The following is a 26,145-nucleotide window of genomic DNA, read 5'->3' on the forward strand; positions in this document are numbered from 1 at the left end:
GCACGGTCGGAGTCGACATCCCTTTCCAACAGCGCTCCGTCACCCTGGGCCGCACCACCCCCGCGACCCCCGGCCTGTTCGCCCCGGTGCTGCAGCACTCCGAGTTCACCGCATGGCAACGGGAGGACGGCCGCATCGTCCTGGGCACCGGCCTCATCGGCCGCGACACCGTCCACCTGGCACCCGGCGCGCTGGCCGACCCCGACGTCCGCCGGCACCTGCGCGCCAACCGGCACGCCACCCGCATCCGCCCCGACCTGACCGGCACCGCCACACACATCCCGGACACCATGCGCTGGTACCCACCCGATCGCAGCGAACTCACCCGGGCGCTGAAAGCCCTGCACCGTGCGATCCCCGCCACCAGCAGCGTGAAGATCGAACATGCCTGGACCGGCATCCTGGACACCACCCCCGACGCCCTCCCGGTCCTGGACACCATCGAGGACGTCCCCGGTCTCACTTTCCTGGCCGGCATGTCGGGCCACGGCATGGCCATCGGACCCGTCACCGGCAACATCGGCGCCCACCTCGCCCTCGGCAAGGACACCGGCCACGACCTCACCGCCTTCCGCTACCGGCGCTTCGCCACACGCCGCAAGGCATCTGCATCCCGGCCGGGCTGACCGATCCAGCGAGATCCGTTGCCGGTGAACCGTTTCAGCGGCCTGCTGGTTGACGATCTTCGCGACACTGTTGTACGGTCCTGCTGTCAAGAGTTCCAGCGACAAGCCCTGGCTTGCTGGACGGCAACCCTCACGCTGTGGCGGGGTGCCCCAGGTGAGGACACGGCCCGGACGGATCGTCAGGGTCAGCACAGCCGATCGAGGGGATCCGACGTGACGCACCAAGTACCGCTGGGCATCTGGGCCTGGTGTGCTGTCCGCCGCCGTCATGTCGATCTCGGCCGCGTGCACAGCGCCGGCTGTCGGTCCTGACCCTGCCGGGCCCTTTGTGGCCCGAAGCGTTCCGGCCCGTGCGGCATCACGACGGAGCGACGCCGTCCTGGTGACCTTCCGAACTTGATATCCCCTGTTCTGCATCGGATGTCAGGCCATCCTGCGCACCCGACGGAACACGTCCGGCATCGACTTCGAGTGCGATGCCGGTCTGCGGCCGCCCAGGGCACAGGCGGGACGGTGGCCGCACGGCGCCGCGGGATCGGCGGAACCCGCGGCGCCCCCGTCCGGCGATCTCCGGCGGACACCTACCGGAGACCCCGGAGCAAGGGCAGCAGATCACTTCCCTGACGGGTGATCTCGTCACGGTACGGCGTGTCCGAGAGGATGAAGGTGCTGATGCCGAGATCGGCGTAGCGGCACAGGGCGCCGGCCACGTCGTCGGGCGACCCGACGAGCCACGAGGCGCCCGCGCCGATGCCGCCGGCCAGCGCGGGCGCGGTGTACAGGTACTCGTCCACCACCTCCGAGCGGTCGGCGAGCCGGCGGAGCCGCTGCTGGCCAACGGCTTCCGCCCACCCCCCGCTCGAGGTCGGCGACAGCGCCATCGCCGCCACACGCGCCCGGGCCACCGCCCAGGCCTCCTCCGTCGTGTCGCGCACGACCGTGGTCACGCGCAGGCCGAACGCCAACGGCCGGTGCACCCGTCCGACATCGACCTGCAGCGAGCGAAGTGTGTCGATCCTGTCCGCCACGGCGGCCAGTGGTTCGCCCCAGAACAACTGCACGTCGGCCTCCGCGGCGGCGACCCGCGTCGTCCTTGCCGGAGATCACGTTGACCCGGACACGCCCGCCGGTCAGTTCGTCCAACGTGGCTGCGGCAGAGGCGAAGTGAGCCGGTTGCCAGTATCCCGGTCGGGTGGCGATCAGCGGTTCGAAGGTATCGGTGCGGGCGGCGAGCGCGGTTGCGACCGTGAAGGTGTCCGGGCGCCCCCACCCGGTCCCGATCAGTGCACCCTGCCAACCGGACCGCTCCACCGCACGTGCCTGGTCGGTCAACACCTCCGTGCTGTTGTGGTCGGCCGACACCGGATCACCGCGGTGGCCCGGCCGGGCGATGGCCATCGGTGTGGTTCGGCTCGCAATCCCTTGCAGGTGAACCGTTTCACCACACGTTGGTACTTGCGCGCCGGAGAAGTACTGATATACGGTCGATTTCGGTCACGAGTTCCAGCGACAAGCCCTGGCTTGCTGGACGGCAACCCTCACGGATGTGGCGGGGTGCTCCAGGTGACGACCGGGTGCGGACCGGAAGAGCCGGTCCGTGCAAGCACAGCCGAGAGCGCCGTACGCCGCGAACCGTCAGGAGTCCTCGTGGACGAGCACCGTGCCGCCGCAGGGCATGTCGCCGGCACCTGGTCCCGCCGCCGCCACATCGACCTGGGACGGACGCAGAGTGCCTTCTGTTGTCGCTGACGAGCACCACTCGTCAGCGCAACCCCGCACCCCCGGGGAAGCGACAGCCCGACGGCGATCCCGTACCAACGGGAGGCGCCGCTGTCCCGACCGGAGTCGAACATGCTGCACAGCAGATCCTTTCACGACAGTTTTCCCTACGGCAGTTCCACTGACACGCCCCTGCGCGAGGCGAACCGCCGGTTGACCGGCAGTTCCGGCTACCGACGGCTGCGGCGCCGCTACGGGGAAGCGGCATCGCGGTCCCGCAGCGAGTCCGAGAGAGCGCACTGGGTGGACCGCGACCGGCAGCTGCGCGCCTGGGCCGAGCGGGTCGATGCCGGAGGTCCGGATCTGTCCGGCACTTCGGACGAGGTCCGGCGGTTGCTCGAGTTCGAGCACCGACAGGTGTCCCAGGAGATCGCGCTGCAGATCGCCCGCGACCTGCACTGAACCGGCACACCGCACCACCGCTGCACCGCAGGTGGCGCCCTGCCCGGGCGCTACCTGCGGGCCGCTCTCCTCCTATCCGAAAGTTGCTGCTGTGCATCCGATCCCAAGTCTGTTGGCGTTGCCATGACCCGCTACCTGGTGACCAGACTCCTGCAGGCACTGTTCGTGCTGTGGGCCGCCTACACCGTCACCTTCGTCATCCTTTTCCTGCTGCCGAGTGATCCGGTCGAGATCCGGCTCGCCGCGGGCGGCGACGGGGGAGTGTCGTCCCAGGACGAGCTCGACGCGCTGCGGGCCGAGTACGGACTGGACCAACCCCTGTGGGTGCAGTACTTCTCGCTGCTGTCCCGGTTCGTTCGGGGTGATCTCGGCAACTCGATCGCCACCGGCACGCCGGTGAGCGAGTCCCTGCGCCAGGCATTGCCGCAGACCCTGGCCCTGGCCGGGGCGGCCCTGCTGCTGGCCCTGCTGCTCGGGGTGGGTGTGGCCATGCTGGCCTCCCGGCTGCGTACCCGGTGGCTGCAGCAGGCGCTGCTGTCGCTGCCCTCGCTCGGTGTCGCCGTCCCGACGTTCTGGTCCGGACTGCTGCTGCTGCAATTGTTCTCCTTCCGACTGGGCTGGTTCCCCTCGCTGGGCAACAAGGGCATCGAGAGCATGGTGCTGCCGGCGATCGCCCTCGCCCTGCCGAATGCGGCCTACGTCGCACAGGTGCTGGCCCGGAGCCTGCGTCACGCGGTGCGCCAGCCGTACGTCGACACCGCGCGGGCCCGGGGCGCCTCCACCTCCAGGGTGCTGTTCCGGCACGCGCTGCCCAATGCCGTCATCCCGGCACTCACCATGGTGGGGATCTGCGCCGGCAACCTGCTCGGCGGCGCCGTGGTGGTCGAGACCGTCTTCTCCCGTGTCGGGATCGGCAAGTTGACCCAGACCGCGGTCGCCGCCCAGGACACCCCGGTGGTGCAGACCCTGGTCGTGCTGGCCGCCGCCATCTTCGTGGTGGTCAATCTGCTGGTCGACCTGCTCTACCCGCTCATCGACCCACGGATCGCCGTCCGCCGTTCCCGTCGGCGACCTGCGGTGACCACGACCCCGGAGAAGAAGGAGACCGCAGATGTCTAGCGTGCTGGCCGTCGAGACGGTCGATCTCGTCGACGGTTCGGCCGTCGGAACCGCACCGCCACGCCGCACCCGGCCGCGGCGCAGCCGCCGGTGGACGGCGCGGGTGGGGGTCTGGCTGTCCTGGGCCGTGATTGCGCTGGTGGTGGGGTGGGCTTTCCTGCCGGGGGTGTTCGCCCATCAGGATCCGCTGGCCGGCAATCCCGTCGACAAGTTGCAGGCCCCGTCCGGTGCGCACTGGTTCGGCACCGACTACATCGGCCGCGACCTGTTCGCCCGGGTGGTGCACGGCTCGGCGCTGTCCTTGCAGGCCACTGTGCTGGCCGTGGCCATCGGCCTGGTGTTCGGCTCGGCCATCGGGCTCTGGGCCGGGTGGGCCGGCGGCCGCACCGACAGCCTGCTGATGCGGGTCGTCGATGTGCTGCTGGCCGTTCCCGGGCTGCTGCTCTCGTTGACGGTGGTGGTCGCGCTGGGCTTCGGCACCATCAACGTGGCGATCGCCGTCGGAGTCGGGATCGTCGCCTCGTTCGCCCGCCTGATGCGGTCCGAGGTGCTGCGCATCCGGTCGAGCGAGTTCGTCGAAGCTGCAGGCGCTCTCGGCCGCAAGTGGTACGGCGTGCTCGGCGAGCACGTGCTGCCGAACGCCGCCGGCCCGGTGCTCGCACTGGCGACCCTGGAGTTCGGCACCGCGATCCTGTCGATCTCGTCGTTGAGCTTCCTCGGTTTCGGCGCGCAACCACCGGCCCCGGAGTGGGGGCAGCTCGTCTCCGAGGGACGCAACTACCTGGCCGGGGCCTGGTGGCTGACCACCCTGCCCGGTCTGGTGGTGGTCGCCGTCGTGCTAGCCGCCAACCGCATCGGTCGCGACCTGGAGCGCCGCGGGGTGCACCGATGAGCCGCCCGGTGCTCGAGCTCAAGGACCTGCGGGTCAGCTACGGGGAGGACGACAACAGCGTCGACGCGGTGCGCGGCGTCGACATCTCGGTCGCGCCGGGCGAGTTCGTCGCCGTCGTGGGCGAATCGGGATCGGGCAAGTCGACCACCGCGCACGCGGTGCTCGGACTGCTGCCCGAGACCGGGCGGGTGACCGGCGGGCGGATCGTCCTGGGTGACGACGACATCACCTCGGCCGGCGAACGCCGGCTGCGGGACATCCGTGGCAGCCGGGTGGGGCTGGTGCCGCAGGATCCGTTGGTCTCGCTGAATCCGGTGATGCGTGTCGGCGCACAGGTGGCGGAGACGTTGCGGCTGCACACCGGGGCCGGTCGGCGGGCGGCGGCGGCACGCGCGGTCGAGCTGCTGGCCGAGGTCGGACTTCCGGATCCGGCGTCCCGGGCGCAGCAGTACCCGCACGAGCTCTCCGGCGGGATGCGCCAGCGCGTGCTGCTGGCCAATGCCTGGGCCTGCCTGCCCGAGCTGGTGATCGCCGACGAGCCGACCAGCGCGCTCGACGTCACTGTGCAGCGAAGGGTTCTCGACCTGCTCGATGCGATGCGCCGGGAACACGGGACGGCCGTCCTGTTCATCACCCACGACCTCGGCGTCGCCGCGGAGCGGGCCGACCGGATCGTGGTGATGCGGCACGGCCGGGTCGTGGAGACCGGTACCCCGGCAGCGCTGCTCGCCGCGCCCGCCGACGAATACACCCGGACGCTGCTCGCGGCGTCGCCGGGTATCAACCCGACCGTGCTCGCCCCCTCCGCGCGGGTGGTGGAGCGGGCGGCGGGCGACCTGGGCAAGAAGTCCGATCCGCCGGAGATCCTGCTGGCCGGCGAGGGTCTGACCAAGTCGTTCCCGCTACCTGGTTCACGTCGCGCGCAGCTGGTGGCCGTCGACGGCGTCGACGTCGAGCTGCGTGCCGGTCGGACGACGGCACTCGTCGGGGAGTCCGGATCCGGGAAGTCGACGACGGCGCGCCTGCTCGGGCGTCTGGCGGACCCGACTGCCGGCACCGTCCGGTACCGCGGCGAGGACATCACCCGGGTCCGGGGCGAGAAGTTGCGGGCCTGGCGACGCCAGGTGCAGTTCGTGTACCAGAGCCCCTATGCTTCACTGGATCCCCGGCTCGCGGTGGGCCGGATCATCTCGGAACCGTTGCGTGCCTTCGAGATCGGCTCGGCCACCAGCCGGGCCGCCGACGTCCGCGATCTGCTCGAGCAGGTCGCTCTGCCCGCGTCCGTCGCCGAGCGGCTCCCTGCCGCCCTCTCCGGCGGGCAGCGCCAGCGGGTGGCGATCGCCAGAGCACTCGCCCTGCGACCCGAGCTGCTGATCCTGGACGAGCCGGTGTCGGCACTGGACGCCTCCATCCAGGCCCAGATCCTCCAGCTGCTGGTGGATCTCCGGGCCGCACACGGGCTCACGTACCTGTTCATCTCGCACGATCTCTCGGTCGTCCGGCAACTCGCCGACCAGGTCGCGGTCATGCGGGAGGGGCGCATCGTCGAGCAGGGGCCGACGGAGCAGCTCTTCTCCGCCCCGCAGCACAGCTACACCCAGGACCTGCTGGCCGCCATCCCGCGCGGCCGGATCTCCACCATCCCTCACCAGCTCACCCGAGAAGGACTCCAGTGAACCCCACGCACCACCGACGGCGGCAGCTCCGATCCGTCGGCACGATCACCGCAGGCGCAGCCCTGGCCGCCGTGCTCGCCGCCTGCGGCAGCACCGCCGGTGCCACCGCCCAGAACGCCGGTGCCGGAACGAGTTCCGGCTCGTCGGCGGCCGCCGGGCAACCGGTCTCCGGTGGGACGCTGACCCTCGCCCTCGACGGCGATCCGACCTGCATCGACCCTGCCCAGACGTCGCTGACCAACACGCTCTCGCTCGGCGCCCAGTTCACCGACACCCTCGTGGACCAGGACTTCGAGACCGGGGAGATCGTGCCCGCGCTCGCCGAGAAGTGGGAGATCAGCGACGACGCCACGGAGTTCACCTTCCATCTGCGAGACGGCGTGACCTTCAGTGACGGCACCCCGCTGGACGCCGCCGCGGTCAAGGCGAACTTCGACGGCATCATCGATCTCGGCGCCGCGTCGTTCCTCGGCTCCAGCTACCTGGCGGACTATGTCGGCACCGATGTGGTCGACGACAGCACCGCGAAGGTCACCTTCAAGACCCCGAACGTGCCGTTCCTGCAGGCCGCGGCCACCGCGACGCTGGGCATCCTGTCGCCCGCCACCAACAAGCTGACCGCCGACGAGCGGTGCCAGGGCGAGCTCGTCGGGTCCGGACCGTTCGTGCTGTCGAAGTACGATCTGACCTCCCAGGTGGTGCTGACCCGGCGCGCCGGCTACGCCTGGCCGTCCGCGGCCGCCGAGCACCAGGGCGAGGCCTATGTCGAGACCGTCGTACTGCCGATCGTCAAGGAGACCGGTGTGCGCGCCGGCGGACTGCAGTCCGCCGAGTTCGACGGCATCTTCCAGCCCGCGGTGCAGGACCAGGACGCGCTCGAGCAGGCCGGGTTCACCCTGACCTCCCGTGCGAACCCAGGGAACGTGCAGTCGTTGTTCGCCAACACTTTCCGCCCGCTCGTCGCCGAAGAGGCTGTGCGCCAGGCATTCCAGAAGGCGATCGATCGGGACGAGTTCAACGCCACCCTTTTCAACGCGCGGTACGCCGTTCCCTCCAGCGTCCTCTCGCCGACCACTCCCGGGTACACCGACCTGAGTGCCGACCTGGTGTACGACCCCGAGGGTGCCAAGGCCCTGCTGGACGGAGCCGGCTGGACGGTCGGTGCCGACGGCATCCGGGAGAAGGACGGGACGAAGCTGGTGCTCAAGCTGCTGTCCAGCGAGGCCACCAAGTCTGCGGCCGAGCTGACCCAGAACCAGCTCAAGGAGGTCGGCATCGGGGTCGAGATCGAGATCCCGGAGTCCTCGCAGTCGTTCAAGGTCCGCTCGGCCGGCGACTGGGACTACACGTTCTCCGGCCTGACCCGGGCGGATCCGGACACACTGCGCCGTGACTTCTGGTCCGGCGGGCAGCCGAACAGCGCGGCCCACCTGACCGAGAGCCCGCTGGACGACAAGATCCTCGCGCAGAAGGCCGAGGTGGACACCGAGAAGCGTTGGGCGATCGTGGCGGAGATCCAGAAGGAGATCATCACCCAGGGCTACGACATCCCCTACGGCTCGCAGCTGCAGATCTACGCCACTCGGGACGGGGTTCAGGGGCTACGGCTCGACGCGTCCTCGCGGCTGCGGCTCTACGACACCTGGGTCCAGGCCTCCTCCTGATCCGCGTCGCCCAGAAACCGAGGAGATCAGACATGAAGCCACAGGGACGCACGCTGCACTTCGGTGTCAGCGCGGGCGGGGCCGGCCTGCACAAGGGCGCCTGGCGGCGGCCGGACAGCCGGGCCGACGACTACCCGGGCTGGCAGCCGCTGCTGGAGGTGGCCCGGACCGCGGAGCGCGGGAAGTTCGACGCGTTCTTCCTCGCCGACGGCGTGGCGGTGGACCGCAACGCGCTGGCGGCGAGTGCGCCTTTCGGCTCCCTGGAACCGCTGGTGTTCCTGGCCGCGGCGTCGCAGGTGACCACGCACATCGGCCTGATCGGCACGGCGTCGACGACCTTCAGTCTGCCGTACACCCTGGCCCGCCAGCTCGCCACCCTGGACCACGTCAGCGGCGGCCGGGCGGGATGGAACCTGGTCACCTCCAGTGCCGGTGCGCAGAACTACGGCGACCAGCCGCTGCCGAACCACTCCGACCGGTACCGCCGGGGCGACGAGTTCGTCACGGTGCTGAAGGCCCTCTGGGACAGCTGGGACCCGGAGTCGGTGGTGGTGGACCGGGCGTCGGGGCGGTTCGCCGACCCGCACCTGGTACGGCCGGTCGACCACCACGGCGAGTTCTACGATGTCGCCGGCCCGCTGAACGTGCCGCGCAGCCCCCAGGGGCGGCCGTTGATCGTGCAGGCCGGATCCTCGGACGAGGGACAGGGGGTGGCCGCCCGGCATGCCGATGCGGTCTTCACCGCGCAGCGGGAGCTCGGTCCCGCGCAGGAGTTCTACGCCGGCCTGCGGAAGCAGGTGGCGGCCGCCGGGCGGCACCCGGACGAGATCAAGGTGCTGCCCGGCCTGGTGCCGATCGTCGGCGACACCGAGCAGGAGGCCCGGCAGATCCAGGCAGACCTGCTCGCACTCGCCGACAGCGATGCCGGGCTGGCCATCCTGTCCGGTCAGCTGGGCGGTGTCGACCTGACCGGGCTCTCCCTGGACGAGACCGTGCCTCCGGAGCTCCTGCCCGAGGTCGACGAGGTGCAGGGCCGCCGCAGCCGGTTCGCGGTCTACCGCGAGCTGGCGCTGGAACGCCGCTGGACGGTGCGGCAGATGATGCACCTGGAGGTCGCCACCAACGGCCACCTCTCGCTGATCGGCAGCGCCGAGCAGATCGCCGATCAGATCGGAACCTGGTTCGTGGAGCGGGCGGTCGACGGTTTCAACGTCATCCCGCCGTACTCCCCGCGCGGCTTCGGACGCTTCGTGGACGAGGTGATCCCGATCCTGCAGGAGCGCGGGCTGTTCCGGCAGGAGTACGAGACCAGCACCCTGCGCGAACATCTCGGCCTGGTGCCGCTGCCCGGACTACGGCGTCGCCAGTTGGCGGTGGCACGATGACCCGGCGCCTGCTGCTCAATGCCGTGCTCCGGGGGCAGACCGGCGGGCACACCGCCGCCTGGCGGACGACGTCGGCCGACGTCCGGGACGTGACCACCCTGGACTACTGGGTCGATCTCGGCCGGACCCTGGAACGAGGGCGCTTCGACACCCTCTTCCTCGCCGATGCCCTGTCGTTGACCCCGGACCCGGACATGTCGTTGCTGTGGCCCCTCGACCCACTCATCCTGATCACCGCGATCGCGGCGCACACGGAGCACCTGGGCGTGGTGGCGACCCATTCGACGACCTTCAGCGAGCCCTACACGGTGGCCCGGCAGCTCGCGTCCATCGACCATCTGAGTCGTGGCCGGGCCGGCTGGAACGTCGTCACCAGCACCTCGCAGGCGGCGGCGGACAACTACGGACGCGAGCTGCCCGAGCACGACCTGCGCTACCGGATGGCGGACGACTACCTGCAGGCCGTCAAGAAACTCTGGGTGGCCTGGGGGCCGGATGCGGTGGTCGCCGACCGCAGCGCCGACCGGCTGCTGGACCGGGACGCCATCCGGCAGGTCCGGCACCACGGCGATTTCGTCTCGGTCCGCGGACCGTTGACCATGCCGCGCAGCCCGCAGACCGTTCCGCTGCTCGCGCAGGCCGGTGGGTCCCCGTCCGGGATCGATCTGGCCGGGCGCCATGCCGACATCGTCTACACCCGGCAGATCGACCTGGACGGCGCGCGGCGTTATCGTGCAGCGGTCCGTGACGCGGCGGTCAGGTACGGCCGGGAGCCCGATGACGTCCGGGTGCTGCCCGGGTTCGTGCCCGTGGTGGGGGAGAACCGGCAGGATGCGGAGAACCGACTCCGGGACCTGCAGGCGCTGAACTCGTTGCAGCGCCGCGTCCCCCAGCTGGAGGTGCGGCTGCAGGCGGACCTCGGCGGCGTCGACCTCGACGACCGCTTCCCGGCGGAGCGCATCGGTGCCGAGGACGAGATGGCCGATTCGTTGCGCGAACTCCCCGGGCCGAGCCTGCGTCAGGTGCTGCATCGTGTGTACGGCCCGGAGACCGAGAGCTCAGGGCACCGAACGGTGGTCGGCAGCCCGGCGGAGATCGCCGAGGACATCGAGATCTGGTTCCGGGCCGGTGCTCTGGACGGACTCAGCGTCCATCCGATGGTGCTGCCGGACGGCCTGCAGGACTTCGTCGACCGAGTGGTGCCGTTGCTGCAGGAGCGTGGTCTGGTGCAGGGCGAGTACGCCGCCGGCACCCTGCGGGACAAGTTGCAGCTTCCGGTTCCGACCGTCCCTACATACGGTTTCACCCCGGTGTGGGACGACCTCGGCCGGGTACCGGATGTCGCCGTCACCACCGCGACGGGAGTGGCGTGACCGGGCAAACCGGCAGGTCCGGTCTCGCCCTGGGCATCATGCTCGGGGCCGGAACGCCGGTCCACGGCAGCGGTCGTGAACCCCTGGCCGGCTTCGTCGACGACGCCCGGGCCGCGGAGGAGGCCGGTCTGGACTTCCTGCTGGTGGCCGACAACTACGAGTTCCGGGCGTCCCGCACCACAGGCACGGCACCGCCTTCCCCGCCCCTGGAACCGCTGACGCTGCTGTCCGCCCTGTCCCGCGAAACGAAGCGGATCGGCCTGGTCGCGACGATCTCGACGACCTTCACCCACCCGTTCCAGACGGCCCGGCACCTCGCCTCGATGGACCACGTGTCCGGCGGCCGGGCCGGATGGAACATCGTGACCTCGGCCGGGGGTGAGGAGAAGTTCGGGACATCCCTGCCCGCACACGACGACCGGTACCGGCGGGCAGCGGAGTACGTCGGTCTGGTCACCGAACTCTGGGACTGCTGGGCGGACGATGCCCTCACCGCGGGAACACCACCCACCTTCCGGCCGGACCGGATCCGTGAGGTGGCCCACGACGGGGAGTTCTTCTCCGTGCACGGCGCGCTGAGCTTCCCGCGCTCGCCGCAAGGACATCCGGTGCTGGTGCAGGCCGGATCGTCCCCGGCCGGGCGTGCTCTCGCCTCCCGGTTCGCCGAGGTCGTCTTCACCCCGCAGCCCACCGAGGACGGATCTCGCGAGATGCGCGAGGACCTGCGGCGTGGCGCGGTCGCGGCGGGCCGTGCCGCGGACGACATCCGGCTGACTCCAGGGGTGCGCCCCATCATCGGCCGGACGCATGCCGAGGCGGTCGCGCTGGCCGACGAGCTGGACGAGGCGGTGGACGTGGTCCGCGGCCGGGCGATGATCGAGGCCATGATGGGTCACATCGACCTCTCCGGTCACGACCTCGCGGATCCTTTCCCGGTGCACCTGCTGCCGGAGGCGGAACAGGTCAAGGGCCGGCGCACACGCTTCGAACGACTGCGCGAAGTGGCGCTGGCACCGGGGGCCACTGTGCTCTCCGTGCTGCGGGCCGAGGCGCGCAGCGGCGGGAACTGGGTGGTGCCGGGCACTGTCGAACAGGTGGCCGACGAACTCGCCGGGCGGTTCCGGCGTGGAGCGGTCGACGGCTACATCCTGCTCGACGGCCGCGGCGACGCCGGCCTGATCGACCATCTGCCCGATCTGGTGGCCGCCCTGCGCGACCGCGGCGTGGTGCGGGGACCGGGCGCCGGATCGACCCTGCGCGAGCGCCTGGAGCTGCCCGCCCGACCCAACCTGGTGCGCAGCGCCTGAGCTCCCGGGGGTCAGGCCCGGGCCGGGTCGATCTGGTCCCGGACGAACGAGACGACGTTCTCGAGGTCTGTCAGGTCGCGATGGGTGAACCCGTGCTCGACGCGTAGCGCACCGGCGGCGGCGCGGAACCCGTGCCGGGGCGCGTCGGCAACCCCCAGCAGGGCAGTGATGATCGGGGGTAGGCGGCCGGGGTCGGTGGGTTTCCGGGTGAACGTGGCGGCGAGGGTGTCGTTGATCCGGTCGCGATACGGGCCGGCGAGATCGGGGCGGTCGGCGCGCAGGGTGATCCGGTAGGCGATCGCCGAGCGGATGGCGGCCGGCAACCGGCCCGGTGTCGACGGCGAAAACAGCTCCTCGGCAGAGGATGCCGGCTCCTCGGCAATGACGCGGGGATGCAACAGGGGCAGGGCGGGCATGGTGATGGATCCGTTCGTGAGGTCGTCGGTGCAACGGAGGGGCGCGGATCAGGACAGGTGCAGGGCGGCGACCGGTCGGTGGGGGACAGGGACTGCGCTGCCGGCCCGGAGCAGGCCCTCGACCGTGACGAGGCCGGCGAAGCGCCCGTCGCGGACGACCAGGCCATGGTCCTGACCCAGCTCCCGCAGCCTGCGCACCGCGGTTGCCGCGCTCTCCCCGACCCCGAGCGCCGGTGGCACCTGGTCCAGGACGGCGTCGAGTGTGACGGAGCGATCCGGCAGCAGTAACAGCTGTTCCGCACGGACCGTGCCGAGGATCTCGGCCAGGGCGGGCGCGAGATCATCGGTGGGTCGGGCGAGTCGCACCGCGGCCGGTCCGGTCCGGTCGGCCAGCCAGAGCAGCGCCTCGCCGACGGTTGAGGTGTGGTCGAGTGCGGGGAACGTCGCCGCGTCGGCCGGAGCGGCGTCGCACACCAGAGGTCCGGTCCCGTCCTCCAGGAAACCGTTGGTGCGCAACCAGTCGTCCGAGTGGTACTTGGACAGGTACGCCCGGCCGGAATCGGGCCCCAGTGCGACCACCACGGCGTCACGTGGCAGGTCGCGGGCCACCCGCAGGGCGGCGGCGACGGCGAGGCCGGTCGAACCGCCGACCAGGATGCCCTCGCGGCGTGCGAGATCCCTGACGGTCAGCACCGACTGGCGGTCACCGATGCGCTCGATCCGGTCCACCACGCCGGTGTCGTACGACAGCGGCCAGACATCCTCCGCGGTGTCCGGATGGCGGTAGTGGCCGGACGCCTCGACCAGGAACGGGCTCCCGTCGCCACCGCCGTAGGAGGAGCTGACCGGATCGGCCCCGATCACCGTGACCGTCCCGCCGGAGACCTCCCGCAGGTACCCGCCGGCGCCGGTGATGGTACCGCCGGTCCCGATGCCGGCGACGAAATGCGTGACCCTGCCCTCGGTGTCGTCCCAGATCTCGGGTCCGGTGCGCTCACGGTGCGCCCGCGGGTTGGCCGGATTGTCGTACTGGTCCGCGCGCCACGCGCCGGGGATCTCCGCGGCCAGTCGCACCGCGGTCGAGTGCACGGAGGTCGGATCCTCCCGGGGCACACCCGCGGTGCCGAACACCACCTCGGCCCCGTAGGCGAGCAGGGTGAGCCGTTTCTCGACCGAGATCCGGTCGGAGATGACGGCGACGAGCCGGTAGCCGCGGGCGGCGGCCACCTGGGCGAGGCCGATACCGGTGTTGCCGGAGGTTGCTTCGACGATGGTGCCACCGGGGCCCAGCGCACCGGACCGCACGGCGTCGTCGACCAGCCACAGCGCCGTCCGGTCCTTGACCGACGTGCCCGGGTTGAACTGCTCGGCCTTGAGGTACACCTCGGCGTCGATCCCCTCGGTCACCCGCCGGAGCCGGATCAGCGGGGTGCGGCCGATGGTGTCCAGCACGGACCCGTACCGGGTCATCTACCCGACCGCCTCAGACCAACTCGGTGGACCGCACCGCGGGCAGTCCCAGGTTGTTCCGGAGGGTGGAGCCGGTGTAGTCCGCACGGAGCGAACCGCGCTCCTGCAGCAAGGGCACCACCTGATCGACGAAGTCGTCGAGGCCCCACGGCACCAGGTGCGACCCGATGATCAACCCATCCGAACCGTCGTTCTGCACGAAATCATCAATCTGGGCCGCGATCTCGGAGGCGGTACCGACGAACGGACCGCGCTCGAACTGATCGATGACCAGCTCGCGGAGGTTCAGGTTCTTCGTCTCGGCCACCTGCCGCCACTTCGCGACGGTCTCGAAGCGATCCTGGAAGGTGAAGGCCTTGCCCTGGATGATCTGTGGGGCGTCCGCGTCCGGCTCCACGTCCGGCAGCGGGCCTTCCGGGTCGTAGGCGGACAGGTCCCGGTTCCAGACCTGCTCCAGGAGGATCAACGCCGTCTGCCCGGTGACCTGACCGCGGCGCACCTCCTCGTACTTCTCCCGGGCCTCCGCCGCGGTGTCGCCGATGACGAAGCCGGCCGACGGCAGGATCTTGACATCGTCCGCGCTCCGGCCGGCGGCGACCACTCGGGCCTTGACGTCCCGGTAGAAGTCGGCCGCCTCCGGCAACTGGCCGTAGGGCGAGAAGATCGCGTCGGCGTTGGCCGCCGCGAAGTCGCGACCCTGCGGTGACACCCCGGCCTGCAGCAGCACCGGCCGGCCCTGCGGGCTGCGCGGGACGGTGAACCGGCCGTGGATGTCGAACTGCGGGCCGGCGTGCCGGAAGCTGCCGGCGTCGGACCGGCGCAGGAACGTACCGGTCTCCTTGTCCGCGACCAGGTCGCCCTCGTCCCAGGAGTCCCAGAGCTCCCGCACGGTGGCGATGAACTCCTCGGCCCGTTCGTACCGCTGCGCACGGTCCAGGAACCCGCCGCGCCGGAAGTTCTGGCCGGTGAACGCGTCGAACGAGGTGACCACGTTCCAGGCCGCCCGCCCGCCGGAGAGGTGGTCCAGCGACGCGAACTGCCGGGCGAGCTCGTACGGCTCGTTGAAGGTGGCGTTGATGGTGCCGGCCAGACCGAGGTGGGTGGTGACCGCGGCGATCGACGCCAGCACCGGCAGGGTGTCCGGGCGGCCGACGATGTCCTGGTCGAAGACCTGGCCCGCCCGCTCCCGCAGCGCGAGACCCTCGGCCAGGAAGAAGAAGTCGAACTTGCCGCGCTCGGCGGTGCGTGCGGTGTGCTCGAAGGTGCTGAAGTCGATCTGGCTGCCGGCCCGCTCGTCCCACCACGCGGTGTGGTGGTTGACGCCGCCCAGGTAGGCGCCCAGGATGATCTGCTTGCGTGTGCTCATCGTCAGTGGTCCTTGTCAGGCGGTGGCGTACCGGTTGGGCACGGAGGTGGGCAGGCCGATCAGCCCGCGCAGATTGGTGTCGGGGTAGGTCTCGCGGTGCTGCCCGCGGCGACGCAGCTCGGGCACCAGATCGTCCGCGATCCGCGGGACGTCATCGGTGGCGACGCCGGGTCGAAGTCGGAATCCGTGATATCCCAGTGTGTTCCAGCTCTGCAACCGGTCGGCCAGGTCGGCGGCCGACCCGGCGAACACCAGCGTCTCGGTCTCCAGTGGTACGCGGCCGTCCAGGCGCCGCAGCCGGTCCGCACCCGACTCGTCCGGACCGTCGAGGAACACCACTACGTCCGCCCAGACCTGCAGCGGCTCGGGCGACTGCCGGGCCTGCACGACCGCGTCGCCGACCTCGGCGAGGATCCCGCGGGCGCGCTCGTCGTCGGTCGGGGTGACGAACACCAGGTCCGCGTGCGCCGCGGCCAGCAGGTAGGGCACGCGCCGGTGCGCCAGCAGGCTGATCACCGGCTGGCCCTGCGGCGACCGGGGGGTGATCGACGGTCCCCGGACGCTGAACCCGCTGCCCACGAAATCGATGTGGTGCACCTTCTCGCGGTCGATGAAGCGGCGGTGCTCGACATCGCGGATCTCGGCGTCGTCCTCCCAGCTGTCCCACAACCGGCGGACCACGTCGATGGCCTCGCCGGCCTCGTCGAACAGGTCGACCAGGAAGGCGGGCAGCTCGCCGGGCTCCAGTGCCTCCAGGTCCAGCGCCGGGATCTCCCGACGGCCGAACTGGGCGGCCTCACGGCCGAAACCGCCGGTGCGCACCTGCCATCCCGCCCGGCCCCGGGAGGTGTGGTCGAGGGTGGCGAGGGCCTTGGAGACGTGGAACGGCTCGGTGTGCGTGGTGGTCACCACCGGCACCAGGCCGATGTGCCGGGTGACCGGCGCGACGCGGGCCGCGATGAGCAGGGCGTCCAGCCGGCCGCGCACCACGTCGGTCCGGTCGTCCTCCCGGTCGACCCGGTCGTACTGCAGGGTCAGTGAGTCCTCGATGGTGACCAGATCCAGCGTTCCGCGTTCCGCGGTGGAGATGAGATCCGTCCAGTAGCCGGCCGAGAAAAGTTCTGCCGGACGTGATGTCGGCTCACGCCACGCGGCGGGATGCCAACCGGCGCCGTCGAGGGCGAGGCCGAGGTGGATATGGGTGGACATGAGACCTCCGGGGTCGGTGATCCCGGCCGCGCGGCGACGACAGGTCGCCCCGGCCGGGCTGGTGGCTGGGGATGTCAGGAGCGACAGAGCGCGCCGGCGGTGACGCAGAGGTCGATCTCGCGGCGCAGCACCGCGTGCAGGGTGGTCATCTCCAGCGAACCGGACACGGTTCGGGTCCTTCCGTCGACGTCGCTTGCCCGGCATCGCTCCGACGCCGTGCCAGGTGTGATCCCGGGGCACCCCATCGAGTCGAAGGGTTGCCGTCCAGCCTGCCGGGCCAGTGGCTGGAACTCGTCACCTACCCCGACAGTAGGACCTGTACCGGGCCCGTGCAAGCATCCGAGGAGTGAATCGGTTCACCCTGTCACTATGAGATAGGTTGCCAGGTATGTGCTTCCAGGCGCCGAACACTCTCCCGGTCCCGCAATGACGGACGGCACCGGGGGACCGCGTCCGATCAGCACCGCCTTCCTGGATGCGCTGGGTCGCACGACGGACCGCAAGCGGGCAGCGTTCACGCCACTGGATTCCCCGTTCGCCGGGGCCGGAGCCGCAACGGTGGAGGCCGTGCGAGCCGCGACGGAGTCGGGTCGGGAAGAGATCGTGGCACTGGGCCGGGAGATCCATGCGCATCCCGAGGAGGCGTTCCGGGAGCACCGCTCGGTGGCCATCATCACGGCCCTGCTCGGACGGCACGGCATCCCCGCCGCCGTCGGATGGCACGACCTGGACACCGCCTTCCGGGCCGGCCTGACCGCCGAGGGTCCCGACGACGGCGCACCGGACCCGGATCGCGGGCCCACCGTCGCGATCCTGGCCGAGTACGACGCGCTTCCGCAGATCGGCCACGCCTGCGGTCACAACCTGATCGCCGCTGCCGCGGTCGGTGCGTTCCTCGGGTTGCACCGGGCGGTCGCCGCCGGGCTGCGTCTGCCCGGGCGTGTGCTGCTGCTGGGCACACCCGCGGAGGAGGGCAACTCCGGCAAGGAGATCCTGGCCCGCACCGGATTCTTCGACGCGGTGGACGCCGCAATCATGGTGCACGGCTTCGGGTACGACGTGGTCGACCACCCGTTCCTGGGCCGCCGCCAGCTGCGGGTGACCTACCACGGGACCGCCGCGCACGCGTCGGCGAGCCCGTTCCTGGGGCGCAACGCACTGGATGCGGTGGTGCTGAACTACCAGGCGATCGGGCTGCTGCGGCAACACATCCCGCCCAGCGACCGGGTGCACGGCATCGTGCTCGAGGGCGGCGACCGGCCCAGTGTCGTGCCGGAGCGGGCCACGGTGGAGTACTACGTGCGCTCCGCCGATCCGGCCACCCTGAAGGACCTCTCCGAGCGGCTCGAGGACATCGCCCGCGGTATCGCGCTGGCCACCGGCACCCGCGCCGAACTCACCTGGGACCCGGTGCCGTTCAGCCTGCCGGTCCGGACGAACGGCCCGCTGGCCGCCCGCTGGGCGGTGCACCAGGAAGCGCTCGGCCGGACCGCCCTGGCGGGTGGCGTGGTGCCGGAGATCCTCGCCGCATCCACAGATTTCGGCAACGTCAGCGTCCGGATCCCCGGCATCCACCCGATGATCGCGGTCAGCCCGCCGGAGGTTGCCCTGCACACCCGCGAGTTCGAGGCGGCGGCGGGATCCGCCGCCGGCGACGCAGCGGCGGTCCACGGCGCGATCGGCCTCGCACTGACCGCACTCGACTACCTGTCCGATCCCGCCCTGCGATCCGCCGTCGGCCGGGACTTCGTCGACGCCGGCGGCGCGGTGGACGTGGCGGGGTACTTCGACTGAGCCGCGGTTCAGCCCTGCGGCGCGACCGGAGGGTCGGCAGGGAGTCCGGCGTCCTTCCAGGCCGGGAAACCGCCCTCGACGTGCACCACGTCGGTGAAGCCCTTCGCGATCAGGGCCGCGGCCACCGGGCCGGAGCCGCGGACCGAACCGCAGAGGACCACGATCGGGGTGTCCGGGCCGGTGACCTGGGGGAGACGGGTGGGGGAGTCCGCGTCGAAGAGGGCGTCGACCTGGAAGCGGTCGATCACGGTCGCGCCGGGGACCTCGCCGTTCGCCGAACGTCCGGCTTCGGAACGAGTGTCGACGAGGAAGGCCCCGGCGGCGATGCGGTCGGCGGCCTCCTGCGCGGAGACCAGCGGTGCCAGGGCGCCGGCGTCGTCGAGGGAGAGGTCAAGTGCGGGAGCGGTGTCGGACATGGCACCAGCGTAGACTTGCCACATGAGCAGCACCGCAGTCGGTATCGCCTCGACGGACGACCGGGGCGTCGACGGTTTCACCGCCGCCTGGCAGGAATGGCACGCCGCACAGGAGGCGCGGTTGGCCGATCCGCACGGGTTCCTGGCCATCACCTCGCTGCACTTCCTCACCGCGGAGCCGGAGCGGTTCGCCGATGCCCCCGGTGTCTGGTCGACCGCCGCCGAGGGCGTGCTGGTGCGGTTGGACCCGGAGGACCGGCTCGAGGTGGACGGGGTCGTGATCACCGGTGAGCACCGGTTCGATCCCATCCCGGAGCGCGGCGGGATCAACGCGGTGTGGGGTGATGTCGTGCTGGAGATCGCCAGGCGCGGTGGGTACGACATCCTGCGGCCACGGCATCCCGACAACGACCTGCGGGTGGCCTATCACGGCACCCCGGCGTTCGCGCCGGATCCGCGGTGGGCCGTGACCGGGCGGTTCGTGCCCTTCGACGAGCCGCGACCGACCACGGTCGGGGCCTCGGTCGAGGGTCTGCAGCACGTGTACGACGCGCCCGGGCGGGTCGAGTTCGAGCTCTCCGGTGAGACTCTCGGGTTGACCGTCTTCAACGGGGCGACCCCCGGGAGCTTCATGGCCCTGTTCACCGATGCCACCTCCGGCGTGACCACCTACGCGGCGAACCGGTCCGTTCAGATCGCAGCTCCGGACGAGAACGGCGCCGTGTTGATCGATTTCAACCGGGCGTCCAATCTGCCCTGCGCCTACACCGATCTCGCGACCTGCCCGCTGCCGCCGGCGGGGAACCGGCTGCCGGTGGCGATCGAGGCCGGGCACAGGATCCCGTACGAGAGGTCCTGAGCCCGGCCCCGGCGGTCCCAGGACACCCGGCGGTCCTAGGACACCGGTCGCTCCTACGACACCAGGCTCGCGCCCTCGGACCGCTGCGGCACCGAGATGCCCAGGTGGTCTCGGAGGGTCGTGCCCTCGTACTCGGTCCGGTAGACGCCACGTTCCTGCAGCAGCGGCACGACGGTGTCCGCGAACTCGGCGAGCCCGCCCGGCACCAGGTGCGGGACCAGGATGAACCCGTCGGAGGCATCGGCCTGGACGTAGGAGTCGATGGTCTCGGCCACCGACTCCGGGGTGCCGATGAAGTTCTGCCGGGAGCTGGTCTCGATGACCGTCTCCCGCAACGACAGGCCTTTCGCCTCGGCGAGCGCCCGCCACTGCCGGGAGACCTCGATCGGATCCCGGTTCATCCGCACGCTCGCCCGGCCCTTGGCCAGGGTGTTCTCGCCCGGCACCGGGTCGAACTCGGGCAGCGGTCCGTCCGGGTCGCGGTCGCTGAGGTCGACGTTCCACAGCTGCTCGGCCAGCCGCAGTGCGCTCTGCCCGCTGACCTGCTGGCTCCGCACGTGCCGTGCGAGATCCTGCGCCTCGCTCTCGGTCTCGCCGATGGTGAAGGTGGCCGCCGGCAGCACCAGCAGGTCCGCGTGGGCGCGGCCGTACTTCGCCAGGCGGCCCTTGACGTCGGAGTAGAAGGCCTGCCCGGCCTCGAGGGTGCCGTGCCGGGAGAAGATGGCATCGGCGGAGGCGGCGGCGAACTCGCGGCCCGCATCGGAGTCACCGGCCTGGAAGATCACCGGGCGGCCCTGCGGGGAGCGTGGGACGTCGAAGTGTCCGTCGATGTCGAAGAAGTCGTCGTGGATCGAGAACTCACCCGCCCGGTCGTCGGCCAGGAACCGGCCGGCCGCTGCGTCGGCCACCACGGCGCCGTCCGGCCACGAGTCGAACAGGCGCTGGGTGGCGTGCAGGAACGACTCCGCCCGCGCGTAGCGGTCACCTTCCGCGAGATAGCCACCACGGCGGAAGTTCTCGCCGGTGAAGGCATCCCAGGAGGTCACCACGTTCCACGCGGCGCGACCGTCGGAGAGATGATCGAGAGTGGCGAACTGCCGTGCCACCTCGAACGGTTCGTTGAAGGTGGAGTTGATGGTGCCGGTCAGGCCGATCCGCTCGGTGACCGCGGCCAGCGCGGACAGGATGGTGAAGGTGTCCGGCCGGCCCACCACGTCCAGGTCGTAGATCTTCCCGTTCTGCTCCCGCAGCCGCAGACCCTCGGCCAGGAAGAGGAAGTCGAACTTGGCCTGTTCGGCGATCTGGGCGAACCTGACGAAGGAGTCGAACTCGATCTGGCTGCCCGACTGGGGATCGCTCCAGACCGTCGTGTTGTTGACTCCGGGGAAGTGCGCGGCCAGGTGGACCTGCTTGCGGGGGGTCATGCGAGGGCTCCGATGTCCGAAGAGACTGCTGCGTAACGGTTGGGGGCGACCGGGAGGTCGAGGCGGTCGCGGAGCGACTCGCTGAGGTACTCGGTCTCGCGCAGGCCGAGTCGGCGCAGTTCCGGTACCAGGGCGTGCACGATCACCTCGAGATCGGTCGGCAGGACGCCCGGCCACAGCCGGACGCCGTCGTAACCGGCCTGCTGCCGGTGCACCAGCAGGGCGGCGAGATCCGTTGGAGAGCCGGAGAACACGGCCGTACCGGTCGCGGCGGATGCGCCGTGCCGGTCGTCCAGCTCGGCGAGTCGGTCGGCGCCGGTGGTGTCCCGGTCGTCGAGGAACACCACCAGATCGGTGAGCCGGCGCTGCGCGGCGCCGCCGGTGGCGGCACGCAACCCGTCCAGTTCGGCGAGCGCCGTGGCGGCATCCGGGTCCGCGAGCGGATCGGTGAGAATCGCCACATCGGCCTGTGCGGCGGCGACACCGATGGCACCGTCGCCGGCTTCGCGGCCGGCAGCGACCACCACCACCGGTTGGCCCTGCGGCGGCCGCGGCGTGATGGAGGGTCCGCGCACGGAGAAGTACGGCCCGGCGAAGTCGACGTAGTGCAGCTTGTCGATGTCCACGAACCGCCCGGTCGCCACGTCCCGGATCTCGGCGTCGTCCTCCCAGCTGTCCCAGAGCCGGCGCACCACCTCGACCCAGTCGGCGGCCTCCGCCCAGGCGTCGGCGGGAGGCAGCGGCGCGCGCCGGCCGACCAGGGCGTAGTCCTGGTCGGCGATCGAGATCTGCGGCAGCACACCGGCTCTGCCGCTGGAGACGTAGTCCAGGGTGGCGATCGCCTTGGACAGGTGGAACGGCTCGGTCTGCGAGGTCACGGCGGCGGGCACGATGCCGATGCGGCCGGTGGACGGAGCGATCCGGGCCGCCAGCAGTGTGGCGTCCAGGCGCAGTCCGACCTCGGACGGCCGCTGCGGATCGCGGCCGAAACCGTCCTCCAGCGTGACGAAGTCGAGGTGCGCACGCTCCGCCGACAGCACCAGATCGGTCCAGTAGCGGGCCGAGGTCAGCTCACCGGGGCGGGCAGCGGGGGAGCGCCAGGCTCCGGGGTGGGCGCCGGCACCGGTCAGCGCGACGGACAGGAAGAACGTCATGGAGAGGCTTTCTCATCGGGGCGCTGCATCCGGGTGCGCGTGAACCCGGAAGCAGCGGAGGGAGTGGCCGGATGCGGTCAGGCCGGACAGAGTGCGCTGTGCACTCGCTGCAGGTCGATGTGCCGACGGCTCACCAGGAGCATCGGGGTCACGGAAGTCCGCACGGCGTGCTCCTCCTCGTGGTGGGCGTCGCCACCTGCTGGTTGCCCCGGCACGGTGCCGGGACCTGGTGTTCACCTGGGGCACCCCACAGCATGCGAGGGTTGCCGGTCAGCACGCCAGGGCCTGTCGCTGACACTCATCACCTGCGGGCAGGGTACACAGGTCGGCCGAGGACCGGGGCCGGGAGCCTGCTTGACCCTTGTCGGGCAGCTGGTTACCGTGAGGGAAGGTCATGAGTTCCAGCGCGAAGCTCCGGCTCGCTGGGCGGCAACCCTCCTCCGCGGTGGGGTGCTCCGGATGAGGACCTGGCCCTCCCGATCGGGACGGCAAGTGCGGAGTCACGTCGCAGCGACGGCTCCCGGGCAGGGAAGGACGACCGACGTGCACGCACCCTCGGGTAATCGTCCCTTCCTGCGTCGGCACATCGATCTGCTGCGCACCAGCAGCGATCTCTGTCGTTCCTGACCCGGTCCGGGCGGTCCGTCCCGACCTCCCGGCGTCCCCTCGTCAGCACCCGTCAGCGATCCGGCCGCAGCACGTGGCACGGATCGACCGCATTCCAGAAGGACCCGTCATGGCCACCGTCGTCGCGATCTCCGGCAGCCCGTCACCCACTTCCACCTCGCAGGCCCTGCTGCGGCACGTCGAACTCCGGCTCGAGGTCGCCGGGCACACCGTGGTCACGATCCACCCCCGGGACCTGCCCGCCGACGCCCTGCTGGCCGGCGACAGCAGCGATCCGCAGATCGCGGCCGCGGTCGCGGCCGTCGCGTCCGCCGACGGCATCGTGGTCTCCACCCCGGTGTTCAAGGCGTCCTTCTCCGGACTGCTGAAGACCTTCCTCGACCTGTTGCCGCAGTTCGCCCTGGCCGGTCGCCCGGTGCTCCCGCTGGTCACCGGTGGTTCGCCGGCGCACGTGCTGGTTCTGGACTACGCCCTGCGGCCGGTGCTGCAGTCGATGGGCGCCGCGCCCGTGGCCGCCGGTTGGTTCGTGTCGTCGGCGCAGCTGCGGCGGTACGAGGACGGCGGTCTCGTGCTGGACCCGGCCGCCGCCGGACCGGTGGCGGACGTCACCGACGGCTTCCTGGCCCTGTTGGACGGCCGTCCGGCGCCCGCGCTGCCGGCACCCCGGGTCGACCGGGCGCGGGTCTCGCCGGTTGCCGGCGCCGCCGATCTGCGGGTGCTGCTGGTCGGGCCGGACGACCCGAGGCTGGCCGGCCTGCTCGCCGACCTGAAGGTCGAGTACATCACTCGGTACGCCGCGTACACCCCGGAGACCACGCTGGTCGAGGTGCCGCCGGCCGACTTCGTCCGCCCCCGCGGCACTTTCGTGCTCCTGGCCGAGGGCGACGAGATCATCGCCGGCGGGGCGATCCGGCGGTACGACCCGCGGACCGCGGAGGTGAAGCGGGTCTGGACCTCGCTGAAGCACCGGCGGCGTGGCCTGGCCGTCCGGTTGATGGCCCAGCTGGAGAAGGCGGCGGCCGACCTGGGCTACGAGCGTGTGCATCTGACCACCGGGCCCCGCCAGCCGGAGGCGAAGGAGCTGTACCTGGCCGCGGACTACCTGCCGCGGTTCGACCTGGACGCGGAGCCGGAGTCCGTCGGTGCGCACGCGTTCGGCAAGGAGCTCGTCCCCGGCGCCGGACTGGTCGCCTGGCCGCCGGTCCCCGGCACGGATCCGCATGCCGCGCAGCCGGTGCCGGTCGGTGCGGCGCGGTGACCGTGTCGCCGGAGGCGAGTGCGTCGATCGTCTTCGTCGGTGGTGGGCCGCGCACGGTCTCGGTGCTGGAGCGGTTGGCCGCCAACCTGCCCGGGTTCCCGGGACGACCGATGATCCTGCACGTCGTCGATCCGCACCCGGCGGGCGGCGGACGGATCTGGCGGCAGCACCAGTCGCCGCTGCTCTGGATGAACTCGATCACCCGGGACGTCACGATGTTCACCGACTCCTCGGTGTCGATGCAGGGGCCGGTGGTCCCAGGGCCGTCGCTCGCCGAGTGGATACCCGGATTCGGCCGTGAGTTCGTCGGTGAGCGAACGGATCTCGGCCCGGACGACTTCGCCGGGCGGGACGTGCAGTCGCAGTACCTCGGCTGGGTGCACCGTGGCGTGATCGCCGGGCTGCCGGGCGACGTCCGGGTCGTCGAGCACCTGACCTCCGCGGTCTCGGTGACCGACCGGTCCGGTGCGCAGGAGGTGGCGCTCGCCGACGGGACCGTCCTTCGGGCCGACATCGTGGTGCTGGCACAGGGTTTCCTGGATCGTACGGCCACCCCGGCACAGGCCGACCTGCTGGCCGGCGCCGCCCGGCACGGGCTGACCTGCATCCCGCCGGGGTACACCGCCGACATCGACCTGTCGGGACTGCGGGCCGGCGAGGACGTCGTGGTCCGCGGGTTCGGCCTGGCGTTCATCGACCTCATGGTGTTGGTGTGCGAGGGGCGTGGTGGGCGGTTCGACCGCACGGAGGAGCGGTTGACGTACCTGCCCAGTGGCCGGGAACCGGTGCTGCACGTGGGATCCCGCCGCGGGGTGCCCTACCACTCCAAGCTCGGCTACCTGCGTGAGTCCGGCCCGACCCCGACCCGCTACCTCACCACGCCGGCGCTGGCCGCGCACGGCAGCCCGGTCGACTACCGGACCGTGGTGTGGCCACTGCTGGTCAAGGAGCTGGCGTACGCGCACTACCGCGAGCTGTTCGCGGCGCACCCGGAGCGGACGTCCGGCACCTGGGACGACTTCCTGCAGTTGGTCGACCGGACGCCCGACGTGCGGGATCCCGGGTTCCTCGCGACTGCAGCGGCGGTGGTGCCCGAGGAGGAGGACCGGTTCGACATCGACCGGATCGACAGGCCGCTCGGCGCGCTCGGCCGGAGCGGTCCGGTCTCGGACGGGGAGCTGCAGGACGTGCTCGTCGGGTACATCGAGGCGGACCTGGTGCGCCGCGCCGACGCGCACTTCAGCCAGGACGCGGCGGTGTTCGACGCGCTGCTCTCGGTCTACATGGTGCTCGCCGAAGCGGTGGTGTCGCAGCGGATCTCGCCGCAGGACCGGGTGCGCAACGTCGAAGGGACGTTCCACGGCCTGTTCTCGTTCCTGGCCAGCGGGCCGCCACCGCAACGACTCCGCGAGCTGCTCGCCCTGCACCGGGCCGGGATCGTGCGCTTCCTGGGGCCGGACCTGCAGGTCGAGCTGGACGAGGCGGACGAGCACAGTGCCGCTTTCGTCGCCCACTCGCCGGCCGGGGGAGCAGTGGTGCGGGCGCGGGCGTTCATCGACGCGTTCCTGCCGGCGCCGGATGTGAAGGCGGCGTCCGACCCGGTGATCCGGGGCCTGCTCGCCTCCGGCGAGCTGGCCGCGGAGGACCTGCGGGACGAGGACGGCGTACCGCTCGGCAGCGGACAGCTGCTGGCCGACAAGCACTGTCGGGCGATCCGCGCCGACGGAACGGTCCACCCGCGTCGCTACCTGCTGGGGCCGTCGGTGTCCGGATCCGCGGGTTCGGCCGGCTTCGCCCGGCCCGGGTACAACAGCCCCGGTTTCCGGCAGAACGATGCCGTGGCCAGGGAGCTGCTCGGTGCGCTCCGGACACCGGAGGCGCCGGTCCGGTCCCGGGTCCCTGCGCTCGCGCGGCAGTCCGGATCCTGAG

General features: G+C 71.2%; 21 protein-coding genes, 1 pseudogene and 5 riboswitches. Of the genes and pseudogenes, 13 read left to right on the plus strand and 9 right to left on the minus strand.

Features of this window, described 5'->3' with window-relative positions; translation table 11 throughout:
• The coding region (locus tag GIS00_RS22035) for an NAD(P)/FAD-dependent oxidoreductase (protein ID WP_154770638.1) at nucleotides 1-626 on the plus strand (626 nt) is incomplete at its 5' end.
• A gap of 84 nt (nucleotides 627-710) precedes the next feature.
• Nucleotides 711-823: riboswitch (SAM riboswitch) on the plus strand.
• A 384-nt stretch (nucleotides 824-1,207) separates the two neighbouring features.
• Here GIS00_RS22035 and GIS00_RS29420 read toward each other — a convergent pair.
• A pseudogene (locus GIS00_RS29420) lies at nucleotides 1,208-2,024 on the minus strand (LLM class flavin-dependent oxidoreductase).
• Nucleotides 2,025-2,118: 94 nt separating this feature from the next.
• A riboswitch (SAM riboswitch) is annotated at nucleotides 2,119-2,238 on the plus strand.
• A 320-nt stretch (nucleotides 2,239-2,558) separates the two neighbouring features.
• On the opposite strand from GIS00_RS29420, the gene GIS00_RS22045 reads away from it, so the two are divergent.
• The 8 genes from GIS00_RS22045 (at nucleotide 2,559) to GIS00_RS22080 (ending at nucleotide 12,223) form a co-directional block, all read left to right on the plus strand.
• Nucleotides 2,559-2,807, plus strand: coding sequence for a hypothetical protein (locus GIS00_RS22045; RefSeq protein ID WP_154770639.1), 249 nt, complete (start codon nucleotides 2,559-2,561; stop codon nucleotides 2,805-2,807).
• A 123-nt stretch (nucleotides 2,808-2,930) separates the two neighbouring features.
• Complete coding sequence (locus GIS00_RS22050; RefSeq protein WP_154770640.1) at nucleotides 2,931-3,926, plus strand: ABC transporter permease; 996 nt, start codon at nucleotides 2,931-2,933, stop codon at nucleotides 3,924-3,926.
• Nucleotides 3,919-4,818, plus strand: coding sequence for an ABC transporter permease (locus tag GIS00_RS22055; protein WP_154770641.1), 900 nt, complete (start codon nucleotides 3,919-3,921; stop codon nucleotides 4,816-4,818). The genes GIS00_RS22050 and GIS00_RS22055 overlap by 8 nt, the downstream gene beginning before the upstream one ends.
• Entirely contained in the window at nucleotides 4,815-6,494 is a 1,680-nt protein-coding gene (locus GIS00_RS22060) for a dipeptide ABC transporter ATP-binding protein (RefSeq protein WP_154770642.1), read from the plus strand. Before GIS00_RS22055 ends, GIS00_RS22060 begins: the two co-directional genes overlap by 4 nt.
• Nucleotides 6,491-8,158, plus strand: coding sequence for an ABC transporter substrate-binding protein (locus GIS00_RS22065; protein WP_154770643.1), 1,668 nt, complete (start codon nucleotides 6,491-6,493; stop codon nucleotides 8,156-8,158). The genes GIS00_RS22060 and GIS00_RS22065 overlap by 4 nt, the downstream gene beginning before the upstream one ends.
• A 32-nt stretch (nucleotides 8,159-8,190) precedes the next feature.
• A complete protein-coding gene (locus tag GIS00_RS22070; RefSeq protein ID WP_154770644.1) occupies nucleotides 8,191-9,543 on the plus strand; it encodes an LLM class flavin-dependent oxidoreductase in 1,353 nt (450 codons plus the stop codon).
• Nucleotides 9,540-10,916, plus strand: coding sequence for an NtaA/DmoA family FMN-dependent monooxygenase (locus GIS00_RS22075; RefSeq protein ID WP_154770645.1), 1,377 nt, complete (start codon nucleotides 9,540-9,542; stop codon nucleotides 10,914-10,916). The genes GIS00_RS22070 and GIS00_RS22075 overlap by 4 nt, the downstream gene beginning before the upstream one ends.
• A complete protein-coding gene (locus GIS00_RS22080; protein WP_154770646.1) occupies nucleotides 10,913-12,223 on the plus strand; it encodes an NtaA/DmoA family FMN-dependent monooxygenase in 1,311 nt (436 codons plus the stop codon). The genes GIS00_RS22075 and GIS00_RS22080 overlap by 4 nt, the downstream gene beginning before the upstream one ends.
• An 11-nt stretch (nucleotides 12,224-12,234) precedes the next feature.
• Here the strand turns inward: GIS00_RS22080 and GIS00_RS22085 are convergent, their stop codons facing one another.
• Genes GIS00_RS22085 through GIS00_RS22100 form a run of 4 tightly spaced genes read right to left on the minus strand, consistent with a single transcriptional unit; the run spans nucleotide 12,235 to nucleotide 16,684 of the window.
• Nucleotides 12,235-12,639, minus strand: coding sequence for a hypothetical protein (locus GIS00_RS22085; RefSeq protein WP_154770647.1), 405 nt, complete (start codon nucleotides 12,637-12,639; stop codon nucleotides 12,235-12,237).
• Nucleotides 12,640-12,687: 48 nt separating this feature from the next.
• A complete protein-coding gene (locus tag GIS00_RS22090) occupies nucleotides 12,688-14,109 on the minus strand; it encodes a pyridoxal-phosphate dependent enzyme (RefSeq protein WP_154770648.1) in 1,422 nt (473 codons plus the stop codon).
• Between the two features lie 13 nt (nucleotides 14,110-14,122).
• Nucleotides 14,123-15,475, minus strand: a complete 1,353-nt coding sequence (locus GIS00_RS22095) for an NtaA/DmoA family FMN-dependent monooxygenase (RefSeq protein ID WP_154770649.1) — start codon at nucleotides 15,473-15,475, stop codon at nucleotides 14,123-14,125.
• Between the two features lie 15 nt (nucleotides 15,476-15,490).
• Complete coding sequence (locus GIS00_RS22100; RefSeq protein ID WP_154770650.1) at nucleotides 15,491-16,684, minus strand: LLM class flavin-dependent oxidoreductase; 1,194 nt, start codon at nucleotides 16,682-16,684, stop codon at nucleotides 15,491-15,493.
• Nucleotides 16,685-16,868: 184 nt separating this feature from the next.
• Nucleotides 16,869-16,983, minus strand: a riboswitch (SAM riboswitch).
• 127 nt (nucleotides 16,984-17,110) lie between these two features.
• Here GIS00_RS22100 and GIS00_RS22105 point away from each other — a divergent pair.
• Complete coding sequence (locus GIS00_RS22105; protein WP_154770651.1) at nucleotides 17,111-18,478, plus strand: M20 family metallopeptidase; 1,368 nt, start codon at nucleotides 17,111-17,113, stop codon at nucleotides 18,476-18,478.
• A gap of 8 nt (nucleotides 18,479-18,486) precedes the next feature.
• Here GIS00_RS22105 and GIS00_RS22110 read toward each other — a convergent pair whose 3' ends face one another.
• Nucleotides 18,487-18,894 (minus strand): rhodanese-like domain-containing protein, encoded by a 408-nt coding sequence (locus GIS00_RS22110; protein WP_154770652.1) that lies wholly within the window; start codon nucleotides 18,892-18,894, stop codon nucleotides 18,487-18,489.
• A gap of 22 nt (nucleotides 18,895-18,916) precedes the next feature.
• On the opposite strand from GIS00_RS22110, the gene GIS00_RS22115 reads away from it, so the two are divergent.
• Entirely contained in the window at nucleotides 18,917-19,753 is an 837-nt protein-coding gene (locus GIS00_RS22115) for a DUF1684 domain-containing protein (protein WP_154770653.1), read from the plus strand.
• Between the two features lie 53 nt (nucleotides 19,754-19,806).
• Here GIS00_RS22115 and GIS00_RS22120 read toward each other — a convergent pair whose 3' ends face one another.
• The 3 genes from GIS00_RS22120 to GIS00_RS29425 form a co-directional block, all read right to left on the minus strand.
• On the minus strand, nucleotides 19,807-21,177 hold the full coding sequence (locus tag GIS00_RS22120) for an NtaA/DmoA family FMN-dependent monooxygenase (RefSeq protein ID WP_154770654.1): 1,371 nt from the start codon (nucleotides 21,175-21,177) through the stop codon (nucleotides 19,807-19,809).
• Nucleotides 21,174-22,331, minus strand: a complete 1,158-nt coding sequence (locus GIS00_RS22125; protein WP_154770655.1) for an LLM class flavin-dependent oxidoreductase — start codon at nucleotides 22,329-22,331, stop codon at nucleotides 21,174-21,176. Before GIS00_RS22125 ends, GIS00_RS22120 begins: the two co-directional genes overlap by 4 nt.
• Nucleotides 22,332-22,408: 77 nt before the next feature.
• Nucleotides 22,409-22,474: a putative leader peptide gene (locus GIS00_RS29425; RefSeq protein WP_407666911.1), complete on the minus strand. Its 66-nt coding sequence runs from the start codon at nucleotides 22,472-22,474 to the stop codon at nucleotides 22,409-22,411.
• Nucleotides 22,475-22,525: 51 nt separating this feature from the next.
• Nucleotides 22,526-22,637, minus strand: a riboswitch (SAM riboswitch).
• 84 nt (nucleotides 22,638-22,721) lie between these two features.
• A riboswitch (SAM riboswitch) is annotated at nucleotides 22,722-22,832 on the plus strand.
• A gap of 235 nt (nucleotides 22,833-23,067) precedes the next feature.
• Between GIS00_RS29425 and ssuE the strand changes: the two genes are divergently transcribed.
• On the plus strand, nucleotides 23,068-24,216 hold the full coding sequence (ssuE, locus tag GIS00_RS22130; protein ID WP_154770656.1) for an NADPH-dependent FMN reductase: 1,149 nt from the start codon (nucleotides 23,068-23,070) through the stop codon (nucleotides 24,214-24,216).
• Nucleotides 24,213-26,144, plus strand: coding sequence for an FAD/NAD(P)-binding protein (locus tag GIS00_RS22135; protein ID WP_322098295.1), 1,932 nt, complete (start codon nucleotides 24,213-24,215; stop codon nucleotides 26,142-26,144). Before ssuE ends, GIS00_RS22135 begins: the two co-directional genes overlap by 4 nt.
• Nucleotide 26,145: the final 1 nt, after the last annotated feature.

It is taken from the genome of Nakamurella alba (assembly GCF_009707545.1).
Lineage (GTDB): Bacteria > Actinomycetota > Actinomycetes > Mycobacteriales > Nakamurellaceae > Nakamurella > Nakamurella alba.